General features: G+C 60.9%; 11 protein-coding genes. 1 reads left to right on the top strand and 10 read right to left on the bottom strand.

Features of this window, described 5'->3' with window-relative positions:
• Positions 1–221: 221 nt before the first annotated feature.
• Positions 222–884: a TetR/AcrR family transcriptional regulator gene (locus HNO82_RS21820; RefSeq protein ID WP_008332915.1), complete on the top strand. Its 663-nt coding sequence runs from the start codon at positions 222–224 to the stop codon at positions 882–884.
• Positions 885–938: 54 nt separating this feature from the next.
• Here the strand turns inward: HNO82_RS21820 and HNO82_RS21815 are convergent, their stop codons facing one another.
• From HNO82_RS21815 to HNO82_RS21770, 10 genes are all read right to left on the bottom strand, one after another.
• Positions 939–1,865 (bottom strand): recombination-associated protein RdgC, encoded by a 927-nt coding sequence (locus tag HNO82_RS21815; RefSeq protein ID WP_175345121.1) that lies wholly within the window; start codon positions 1,863–1,865, stop codon positions 939–941.
• 160 nt (positions 1,866–2,025) lie between these two features.
• A complete protein-coding gene (locus HNO82_RS21810) occupies positions 2,026–3,180 on the bottom strand; it encodes a DNA polymerase Y family protein (protein ID WP_175345120.1) in 1,155 nt (384 codons plus the stop codon).
• A 39-nt stretch (positions 3,181–3,219) separates the two neighbouring features.
• Positions 3,220–3,429 (bottom strand): SlyX family protein, encoded by a 210-nt coding sequence (locus HNO82_RS21805; RefSeq protein WP_008332911.1) that lies wholly within the window; start codon positions 3,427–3,429, stop codon positions 3,220–3,222.
• The gene (locus HNO82_RS21800) at positions 3,426–4,724 is read right to left on the bottom strand and encodes a TIGR03862 family flavoprotein (RefSeq protein WP_175345119.1); all 1,299 of its coding nucleotides are present in this window, start codon (positions 4,722–4,724) and stop codon (positions 3,426–3,428) included. The genes HNO82_RS21805 and HNO82_RS21800 overlap by 4 nt, the downstream gene beginning before the upstream one ends.
• 58 nt (positions 4,725–4,782) lie before the next feature.
• Positions 4,783–5,526, bottom strand: a complete 744-nt coding sequence (locus tag HNO82_RS21795; protein ID WP_175345118.1) for an amino acid ABC transporter permease — start codon at positions 5,524–5,526, stop codon at positions 4,783–4,785.
• Between the two features lie 105 nt (positions 5,527–5,631).
• Positions 5,632–6,444, bottom strand: a complete 813-nt coding sequence (locus HNO82_RS21790) for a basic amino acid ABC transporter substrate-binding protein (protein ID WP_175345117.1) — start codon at positions 6,442–6,444, stop codon at positions 5,632–5,634.
• A gap of 246 nt (positions 6,445–6,690) precedes the next feature.
• Positions 6,691–6,957: a PAAR domain-containing protein gene (locus HNO82_RS21785; RefSeq protein WP_175345116.1), complete on the bottom strand. Its 267-nt coding sequence runs from the start codon at positions 6,955–6,957 to the stop codon at positions 6,691–6,693.
• Between the two features lie 29 nt (positions 6,958–6,986).
• Positions 6,987–8,102, bottom strand: a complete 1,116-nt coding sequence (locus tag HNO82_RS21780; RefSeq protein WP_175345115.1) for a T6SS immunity protein Tli4 family protein — start codon at positions 8,100–8,102, stop codon at positions 6,987–6,989.
• Complete coding sequence (locus tag HNO82_RS21775; RefSeq protein WP_175345114.1) at positions 8,099–9,700, bottom strand: esterase/lipase family protein; 1,602 nt, start codon at positions 9,698–9,700, stop codon at positions 8,099–8,101. The genes HNO82_RS21780 and HNO82_RS21775 overlap by 4 nt, the downstream gene beginning before the upstream one ends.
• Before the next feature lie 11 nt (positions 9,701–9,711).
• On the bottom strand, positions 9,712–10,433 hold a 722-nt coding region (locus HNO82_RS21770; protein WP_175345113.1), incomplete at its 5' end, for a DUF2345 domain-containing protein.

The following is a 10,433-nucleotide window of genomic DNA, read 5'->3' as shown; positions in this document are numbered from 1 at the left end:
GCAGACAACGCTTGGCGACCTCTCGCACTCACAGATTGAATGTGAACAGGCCCTAATGATGTTGCTCATTACCGTTTATTTATGTAATGAGCATTAGATAATAGGAACGTCTTCCCCAAAGTTCAAGGGCTGGCGATTTAATTTTGTAATGCCGACTAAATTAAACTACACTTCTGCGCAACACCATTACCGCCAGGGGTAATGCCCCGCAAAGGAAACCGATGATAAAAACCCGTGGCCGTCCGCGCAGCTTCGACCGCGACCAGGCGCTGCAGCAGGCCATGCAAGTGTTCTGGAGCAAGGGCTATGAAGGCACCACCATGGCCGATCTGTGCGAGGCCATCGGCGTGAAGGCACCCAGTCTCTACTCGGCCTTCGGCGACAAGGATGCGCTTTTCCGCGAAGTCATGGAGGTTTACTCGCGCACCATCAGTGCCGAACCGCTGCGCCTGTTGCAGGCCGGCAAGGGTATTCGCGAAGACCTGCAAGCCATGCTGCGCGCTAGCGTGCGCATGTATTCGGGCAAGACGACGGTGCCGGGCTTGCCGGCGGGAAAGGGGTGTATGGTCGTGATTTCAGCCATCAACTGTGCGCCCGAGAACAGCCAGCACAGTGATGCGCTCTCGCAACGCCGCCACAAGCGCCGCAATGAAATCCGCGCCCGCCTGTTGCAGGCGCAGCGCGAAGGGGAGATCCGCGCCGATGCCGATGTCACGGCGCTGGGCGATTTCTACACCAGCTTTCTCAATGGCCTGGCGCTGGGTGCGCGCGATGGTGTCTCCAGCGCGCGACTGGCCGCCACGCTGCCGCATGCGATGCTGCCGCTGGAAAATGTGCTCGTGGCGCCCCCTGCCAGGATCACCGAGGCGCAACGACGCGCATGAAAAACGGGAGCCCATGGGCTCCCGTTGTCGTGATGCAAATAGGGCCGCTTGAGTTCAGGCAGCCTGCGCCAGCGTCCCGTCGTTCTCCTTCAACTGCCCGCCCAGCGCGTCGACCAGTGCCGAGAGCAGCTTGGCCAGCTCACCGGTCATCAGCATGAAGTCGCCGTCGAAGCGCTCATCGTCGTTCTTGCCGGCGATCTCGCTGTCTTCCTTGAGCACGTCCAGCGGCGCGATGCGCTTGACCGACAGGTTCTCGGTCAGCACGAAGGAGACCTTGTCGGCCCAGGTCAGCGCCAGGCGCGTGCACTGCTTGCCGGCCTCGATATGGCGGCGGATGTCGTCGGCTTCCAGCGTGTGGCGCACGTAGCGCACCGTCGCCTTGCTCTCGGCGGTGGAGCGCAGCTCGGTATCCTGGTCCACGGTGAAACCGTTGGGCGCTTCGTCGCTGGCCAGCCAGTCGGTCATGGCCGCTGCCGGCGACATGACGGTGCGCAGCGTTTCCAGCGGGAACTTGGGGATGGCCTTGAAGAGCAGCTTCAACACTTCCTCGGCCTTGGAGGGCGAGCCGGCATCGACCAGCAGCCAGCCATTGACCGGATCGATCCAGACCCAGGTGCTGCGCACCACCGAGAAGGCGCGCGGCAGCAGCTCATCCGTGACTTGCTCCTTCAATTCCTTGGTCTGCTTGCGGCCCGGCGGGAAACCTTGCTGTTCTTCCAGCTCGGCGGCACGGGCCTTGGTCACCTGGTTGATGACGGTCGAGGGCAGCAGTTTCTTCTCGGTATCGAGTTTCAAGAGCAGCTGGCGGTTGACCACATGCACCAGTTTTTCATTGTTGCGCGGCGGCACCCAGCCCTGGCTCTGCATGTCCAGGCTGGAGCAGGCGGTGAAGGCCTGCGGCGCGAGATGGGATTCGAGTTCGTCGGCATGGATCGCCCACGGTGCGGGCAGACGGTAGATCTGGAGATTCTTGAACCACATAGGTTTCCGGAGCAGGGCAAAGAGGGAAAGGGGGAGATTTTACACGCCCGTCCTGCCGCAAGCGATGTCGGATTGTCCACGCTTGCAGTTAAATTTTCCATGGCCGGGCTGGCCGCAGAGCTCGCTGGAAAAACGCACAGAAAGTTCGCAGGAAAATGGATCAGCCGGCAAACGGCAATTCCGCCTGCACCGCCTGTGCGGCCGCCGCAAGCTCATCCTTGCGCGAGAGCGCACCCACGCGCACTCCGAGCAGGCGCAGCTTCTTTTCCAGCGGTACGCGCTTCAGACATTCCCCTGCCGCCTGTCGGATGGTGGCGGCGTCCCCGGTGGGCGAGGGCAGTGTCACATCGCGCGTCACACCCTGGAAATCGGCGTATTTCAGCTTGATGCCGATGGTGCGGCCGACATAGCCCTTGCGCTCCAGGTCGCCGGCCAGCTTCACGCACAGGGCCGTGAAGATTTCGGAGAGTTGCGCGCGGTCGGCACGCGCATGCAGGTCGCGTTCGAAGGTGGTTTCCCGGCTGATGGATTTGGGTTCGGAATACGTCTGTACCGGGCGATCATCGACGCCCTGCGCCACGCGTCCCAGCCATTCCGAATAACTGCGCCCGAAATGTGCACGCAGCAATTCAGGCGAGGCACGTGCCAGGTCGGCCACGGTCTCGATGCCCAATGCTGCCAGCTTCTCGGCGGCCTTCGGCCCGATGCCATTGATCTTGCGCGTCGGCAGCGGCCAGATGCGGCGCTCGATATCCTCGGGCGTGAGAATGGTGAGCCCATCGGGTTTGTCCAGCTCGGAAGAGATCTTGGCCAGCATTTTGTTGGGGGCCACACCGACGGAGCAGGTCAGGGCGGTAGCCGCATGCACCGCATCCTTGATGTGGCGCGCGACCTCATGCGCGGTATCGGGCCACGCAGAAAGATCGATGTAGATCTCATCGATGCCGCGATCCTCGATCAGCGGGGCGATGCTGCGCACCGCTTCCTTGAACAGGCGCGAATACTTGCGGTAGGCCTCGAAGTCGGTCGGCAGCAGGATCGCGTCCGGTGCCAGCTGGGCCGCCTTCATGATGCCCATGGCCGAGAACACGCCCAGCGCGCGCGCCTCGTAGGTGGACGTGGTGACCACGCCGCGCCCGGCGTAATCGCGCATGCGGAAATACTGGCGCGAGCCGTCGGGCAATTCCACCGGCCGCGTGGCCGAGCCGCCGCCGATGACCACGGCTTGGCCACGCAGGTCGGGATAGCGCAGCAGTTCCACCGAGGCATAGAAAGCATCCATGTCGAGGTGGGCGATGCGGCGTTCGTGGGCCATGGTGGTGCGAGCAGCGAAGAGAAAGCGTAAGCGGTGCGATCAGTAATGCGGCGGCTTCTCGTTGGCGGCCGCGCGGTCCTGGCTGGTGTCGGACAATTCCTTGAAGCGCTTGGCCAGGGCATGCAGCAGCATGTCCAGTTCCTCGATCTTCTTTTCCTGGCGATAGACGGTCTGGTTCAGTTCGTCCAGCAGGTGTTCCTGATGGGCGATCTTCATTTCCAGGTCGATGAGGCGGTCGTCTTGGGTCACTTGTGTTCTTCCTTGGAGGTGTTGCTCAGACTGGCGGCACGGTCGTCGCTGATGAGCCAGTGCAGGACACCAGCCGCCGCGGCGCGGCCGGTGGCAAAGCAGGCGGTGAGCAGGTAGCCGCCGGTGGGCGCTTCCCAGTCCAGCATCTCGCCGGCGCAGAATACGCCCGGCAGGGCGCGCAGCATCAGCGCATCATCGAGCGCCTCGAAGCTCACGCCCCCGGCGCTGCTGATGGCTTCGGCGATGGGGCGCGTACGCAACACCGTCAGCGGCAAGGCCTTGATGGCGCGCGCCAGCTTGCCCATGTCGGCGAAATCCTCCTTGCTGACCAGCTCGCGCAGCAGTCCGGCCTTCACGCCCTTGAGATGCAGGCGGCTTTGCAGGTGGCTGGAGAGCGAACGCGCACCACGCGGATGGGCCAGTTCGGCTTCCACTTTTTCCAGCGGCCAGTCGGGCAGCAGGTCCAGGTACAGGCGCGCCGAGCCTTCTGCGGTAATGGTGTCGCGCAAGGCCGAGGACATCGCATAGACCAGGCTGCCTTCGATGCCCTCGGCGGTGACGATGAATTCGCCGCGACGATTCTGCACGCCGCCGCTGGGCAGCGCCGTGCTGGCCACCACCGGCTTGACCGGTTCGCCGGCGAAGCGGCTGCGGAAATGTTCGCTCCAGTCCAGCTCGAAGCCGCAGTTGGACGGCAGCAGCGGGGCGACTTCCACCTGACGGGTTTGCAGCAGCGGCACCCAGCTGCCGTCCGAACCCAGGCGCGGCCAGCTGGCCCCGCCCAGTGCCAGCACCACGGCATCGGCTTGGACATCGGTGTGGCCATCAGGATGGGCAAAGCGCAGTGCGCCGTCTTCCTGCCAGCCCAGCCAGCGATGGCGCATGTGGAAGCGCACGCCGGCCTCGCGCAGGCGATGCAGCCAGGCGCGCAAGAGCGGTGCGGCTTTCATCTCGCGCGGGAAGACGCGGCCGGAGCTGCCCACGAAGGTCTCGATGCCCAGGGCGTGTATCCATGCGCGCAACTGGTCGGCATCGAAGCGGCGCACGAAGGGCGCCACCTGTTCACGGCGATTGCCGTAGCGAGGCAGGAAGTCGGGTTGCGGTTCGGAGTGCGTGATGTTCATGCCGCCGCGTCCGGCCAGCAGGAATTTGCGACCGGCCGAGGGCATGGCGTCGTAGACGTCCACGGCGGCGCCTTGTGCGGCCAGGACTTCGGCGGCCATCAGGCCGGCCGGACCGGCGCCGATCACGGCCACGCGGCGGCTGCCGGGAGCGAGTTGGGGAAGAGTGTGCATCGATGTCATGCGCGGCATGATACCGCCCGCTTGCCACTAGCGCACGTCATCCCTGCGTTCAGCGGCGATGCGGGGTGCTGTATTTGTTTTCCAGTCGCGCCACCACCAGTGCCAGGCAGATGGTCATGGAGAAATACAGGATGGAAATGGTGATGTACGGTTCCCAGTAACGGGCATAGGTGCCCGCCACGGTACGCGCGGCATAGGCCAGTTCGGCCAGGCCGATGGCCGAGACCAGCGAGGAATCCTTGAGCAGCGTGATGGCTTCGTTGCCCAGCGGCGGCAGCATGCGGCGAAACGCCTGCGGCAGCACCACGTAGCGCATGGTCAGGCCATAGTTCATGCCCAGGCTGGCCGCAGCATAGGACTGGCCGCGCTCGATGGACTGGATGCCGGCGCGGAAGATCTCGGAGATGTAGGCGCCGGCATTGAGCGACAGCGCCACCGTGCCCGAGAGGAAGGCACCGTAGTCCTGCTTGATGGTGCGTGCCAGTTCCCCGGTGATGAGCAGGCCGTGTTCCTGTTGCACCAGCAGTGGCATCACCGCGAAGTGGATCAGCATGATCTGCACGAACAGCGGCGTGCCCCGGAAGAAGGCGACGTAGAAGCCGGCCAGCCAGCGCAGCACCTTCAGCGGCCACTTCCAGGGGCCGTGCGGCACCTCGGCCAGGCGCAGCATGCCCACCAGCAAGCCGATCACGGTACCGATCAGAATACTGATCAGCGACACCTGCAAGGTCATGAGAACGCCCTTGGCGAACAGCGGCGCGTAGCCTTGGATGATGCTCCAGCGGAAATCCATGTCGGACTCGATTGGGGATTGGAAAAATCAGTTTCTGGAAGGACAGGACGGCGGCAAACTGCCGCCGTCACCGGGGGAGGGCTGCCGACAGTCTGCGGACGGCGCTTACTTGCCGAAGTAGTGTGCGCTGATGGCGGCGAAGCTGCCATCGGCCTTCATTTCGGCCAGGGCCTTGTTGATCTTGGCCAGCAGTTCCGGATCATCCTTGCGCACGGCGATGCCGTAGTCTTCCTTGGGGAAGCTCGGATCGGTGACGGTACGCAGCTTGCTGTTGGGGTTGTTGGCGATGTAGTTCTTGACCACCGGTTCATCGGCCACGACGGCATCGACGCCGCCGTTTTCCAGTTCCTTCAGGGCCAGCGGGGTGGAGTCGAAGCGCTTGATCTTGGCGCTGTTCTTGCCCAGCACCTGCTGCACCAGTTCGTCGCCGGAGGTGGCGCTCTGGGTGCCCACGGTCAGGGGCTTCAGGTCTTCCATCTTGCTGACCTTGGATTCTGCGGCCGGCAGGGCGATGGTCTGGGTGGCCACGAAGTAGGGATCGGAGAAGGCCACCGACTTCTTGCGTTCATCGGTGATGGTGATGGCCGAGATCAGCAGGTCGCGGTCACCTTGGGCGAGGAAATTGAAGAAGCCTTCGAAGGGCGTGGGCACGAACTTGACTTCGATGCCGATCTTCTTGGCCAGGGCCTTCATGACGTCGATGTCGAAGCCGACCACTTCCTTCTGTTCGTTTTCGGAGGAGAAGGGGGCGTAGGCCGATTCCACGCCGACCACGTAGACGCGGGCGGCAGCGGCTTGCGGTGCAGGGGCAGCGGCGCTCTTGTCTTCCTGCTTGCCGCAGGCGGCCAGGCCCAGCATGCCGACGAAGCCGGCGGTCAGCGCCAGCGTACGGGCGTGGCGGGAGAACATCTTGATCATTGCTTGATTTCCTTGTCTGGAATGGTTGGGGCAACAGGGGCAGGCGAGCGGGTAGCGCGGCGGGCGGTGTTGCTTGTGTGAAACTCGGGGATTTTTTTGCAGGCGGCATTGTAAACCGCCCGGGGGTGGTGGCGGGCAATGGTGCGTCAAAAAGGGGCAGGAAATGGCGCAAAGCGTGGTGTCGGTGCAATTTTCAGGGCGGATATGCGCAAATGTTGCCCTGCTCCGGACAGGCGGCGCTGGCTGTCAGCCATAGGAGGCTGTGGCCAGGCTGGAAATGAGGCTGCACCCGCAGGCAGCACGATGCCCTTGCAGGGCGACCATGCGATCACCGATCAGCCAGGTCGGCGCCCCCTCGATGATCGGATTGGTACCATGCCCTTCCTTGGGGCAACTGACCAGGTCGCCGACACGGGCAATGCCGATGCCGTGGAGGGTGTGGGTGGGAGAGGCGGAGATCACTTTGCCGCCATGGGAAGTGGAGTCGCCGAGACGGATGATGGGTAGTGGCATGCGTGGCTTTCTTTGGGGAGGGGGCACGATCAGAATGCGCCGGGGCGTGTGCGTAGCGTCGGCAGGACCTTATCCCACAGGTGGATGGCTTCGGCTTCGCTCAGGCTGGGGGCAAGGATGGGCGGCGGATAGGTATGCTCGTTCGGGTCCTTGGGATCAGGTTCGGGTTTGCGTTTGCCGACATTCATTTCTACGTCGAGCATCGGGTTGGTGATGCCTTTTCCGTGGCGCGCATCTTCGTAGAGGAAGCGGAGGGTGGGAATCTTGGTGTGTTCATCCGGGGTCATATAGAGCACTTCCTGTCCGGGCAGCTCGTGATAAAGCCTGCCGCTCCTGATGAGGCGACCGTCGCCCGTCTTCCAGATGGGCGCAAGGAACTTCATCCGGTCCAGCAGAGTGTCAGCATCGCGCGGGCCGGATAAGGTCGCTAACGTGAAATACACATCGTCGACGTCCTTCAGATGATAGAAGAAGCGCAGACTTTCGTCGCTTGAAGCGGGGCCCGTGACAAAGCCGTTGAGGATGCAGGTACCCTGGCCCGGGGGGATTTCGTCGCCACGGGGTTGGGTGCGATGGTAGACCTTGAGCAGGGCGGCCAGTTTTTCGGGGGTGGTGGTTGGTATTGGGCCGTTCGGATATTCTTCGTTTGAATAACTCATATCCCGGGCGGCGATGTGCATTTTGATTTGATATCCATCACGCCAATCCATGAGCTCAAGGATGCGGAACATATTGCTGAAATGATTCTCGGCACGATCAAAAATTACACCTCGTCCATTTGGGAGAGTGATGGTTTCCTTGAGCGTTGCGGTCTTTGGTTCGCGCAGAAGGATTCCCGACTCGAGCACCCTTTTTCTTGTGTCTAGCGCCAGGTGGAAATCTGCCTCTGAGAGTGCTTTGATATCGATGGTCACCCCATCGATATCTTGCCCTCCTTGGGTATTGAGGACGAAACTTTCTGGCAAGTCAATCAGATAGCGTCCAAAACATCTCGGAATCATTTTCTCCGTAATGGCATTCATCTTCTGTGTTTCCTTCGCATTGAGTTTCGGGATTCCGGATTGGCATGAAAAAAACGTAAACGCGATCAATGCGAGCAGCACGCCAGAGGAACCCAGATATTTATTCCGCATGAATTTATTCATTCGTAATCCAGAGATGTGCCTTTGATCGCCTGGGCGATCTGAACGATGGAGCGGAGAGTGAACTCCCTCGCCATGGCTGAATCTTTATAAGCCGGTTCATGGCCAACTGAAACCCGAAGCATTGATTTGATGCCGGTATGTTCTTTGGGCGCGATGCCAGAGCGATGGGGAACAGTTCCGTCACCCTCTTCGTCGGGCTCGCTGATCCGGAACACTTCATTAGGTACAGTTTGTCCTGCGCTCATTCCGGGATAGAGCGCGGTCCTTGTTTCCCCCAATTCACCGTAGAAGTGAGGTTTTGCATTGAATACGTCTTTCTCCGGTCGCGGGAGAGGTGGACGTCTGATTGACTGGAACGTTGTTCGCCAACATACCGTCCCATAAGCTTTAAACTCACGATCGCTACCGAAAAACGCGTAGGTGTTGTGATGATATTTTTCTTTAATCGCATGGTGAAAGTCTTTGATCTTTCCGTGAATGAGCGCCGAGAAACCAGCCCAGTCGGCATCGATTTCCCGCTGCTCCCTCGGAGGGCTCTTCGATGGGCGCGGATTGATCAGATAATCCTCGCACATGCTCCACCATCGCCCACGGACGGTGTAGATCTCGTTGTACGGGTCGTTATTGCGCGGCAGACTGACGACGGTGCTCCCATCATCAATCTTGAGCCAGCCATTTCCATATTCCGGCGTTGGCAGCAGTTGTAATGGTCCCGGTGCGCTGGATAACACCGCAGTCATTTCTGCGGCGTCTTCTCCCAATACCTTGGCCGCCAGCCATGCGCCTTCCGTTCCTGCTTTGAATCGTCGGTAAACAGCGGCTGCCCCGATGGCAGGCATGACGCCGTGGACGATGCCGAGAATCTTGTCCGACATCCCCAGCACCTCCGAGCAATAGCGCGCCACGAGTCCCCCCATGGAGTGCGTCACCAGAATCACTTTCTCGCAGCGCTTCTTCTCCTGCTTGTATCGCGTAATCACGGCATTGATCCGCTGCTTCAACTGCTCGGCGGATGCGTCATTGCCATCCAGCCAGTTATAACCACAGGCATGCACCGGGAATCGATAGCGGTAGCTGAGGGCTACCTGTTCCTTCAGTAAAGCATCATCGCTCTTCATGGATCCCAATGCCTTGTTGATCAGCAAATCGCGAGGGCCACCCTTGGTATTGACGAAATCGTTCAACGCGTTCTCGAGCCAAACCAGAAAGTCACCGTAGCTCATCGCGCCAACTTCACCCCAGCCGCGCCGCTTCAGTTCTTCGTCATGCTGGGCGGTTCCGTCGGGTCTTGCTCCATCGTCATCAACGACCATCTTTTGTGGAGCCAAATATTTCTTTCGCAGCGCCGCCCCGCGGGATAGCCAAGGCGACATGGAACGAACGCTATCCAGCCGCCAAGAAATGTCGCCTGCATTTCCTGTTCCCTTCAAATTGCTACCCATCACCCCCGGCACAAAGATCACCGGAATGACACGATCCGGAATCATGTGGCAGACCGCACAAGAGTCATCAGGACTGCTGAGCGTCGATTTCCATTCAGGATTGCCCTTCTTGTCAAAGGTCGGTGTCAGCAAGCGTTCACTATTGTTTTTGCTCATGATGGAGGTCGTCATTCAGGAAGGATGCGCAGGGAAGTGTGCTCGACGAACAGGCTCTTCTGCAGGCCGGTCTTGCCTTGTGCGTCGGTCATGCCGCGCACCTTGGTGCCATCGCCACGGACGATTTCAAAGCGCCGGTTCTTGACGGGAGATTGGTCATACGGCCACCTCAGGACGAACTCTTCGTCGAACGGCAGGACTGCCGATGACTTGTTCATCTCGTAGGCCAGGGTCGTCGGCCCCGGCATGGCGTGGGTGGCAGCCTTGGCCTCCCAGGCTCCTGACGTCCCTTGGGTGATTCCCGATGCGTTGAGCCGGATGAAGGAGCCTCCTGCCGTAATGAGTACTTCTTCTTTGGCGCGAATCTCCACCCGTCCGCTTGCGGACAGCAGCCGGGCCACCTTCTCAGCAATGAGATCCAGATCGTCGCTCTGCGCCTGTACCTCCACCTTGCCCTTTGCAGAGAACAGTTTGATCCCGGCCTTGAAGGCGAACAGGCTGATCTTCTCGGCCACGCTGACCAGCAGGCTTTTGCCGGCAGCGATGCTGGTATCCGTTCCCGATGACAGCGTGATCTCGCCACCAGCATGCGTATGCACGCCTTTGGGCGTAGTCAGGCCAATGGCATCCGGGGAAGCTGCCAGCAGGATGGCCTGTTTGAAACGATTGGCCTGCGCTTGCGACGGATCCTCGTAATCCGCCTGGGTGGCATCGATGAAGTCGCGCAATGACT

Source organism: Herbaspirillum sp. C9C3 (assembly GCF_013359625.1).
GTDB lineage: Bacteria > Pseudomonadota > Gammaproteobacteria > Burkholderiales > Burkholderiaceae_D > Herbaspirillum.
Note: the sequence above shows the minus strand (reverse complement) of the source record. Positions and strands in the feature narration are given on the sequence as shown.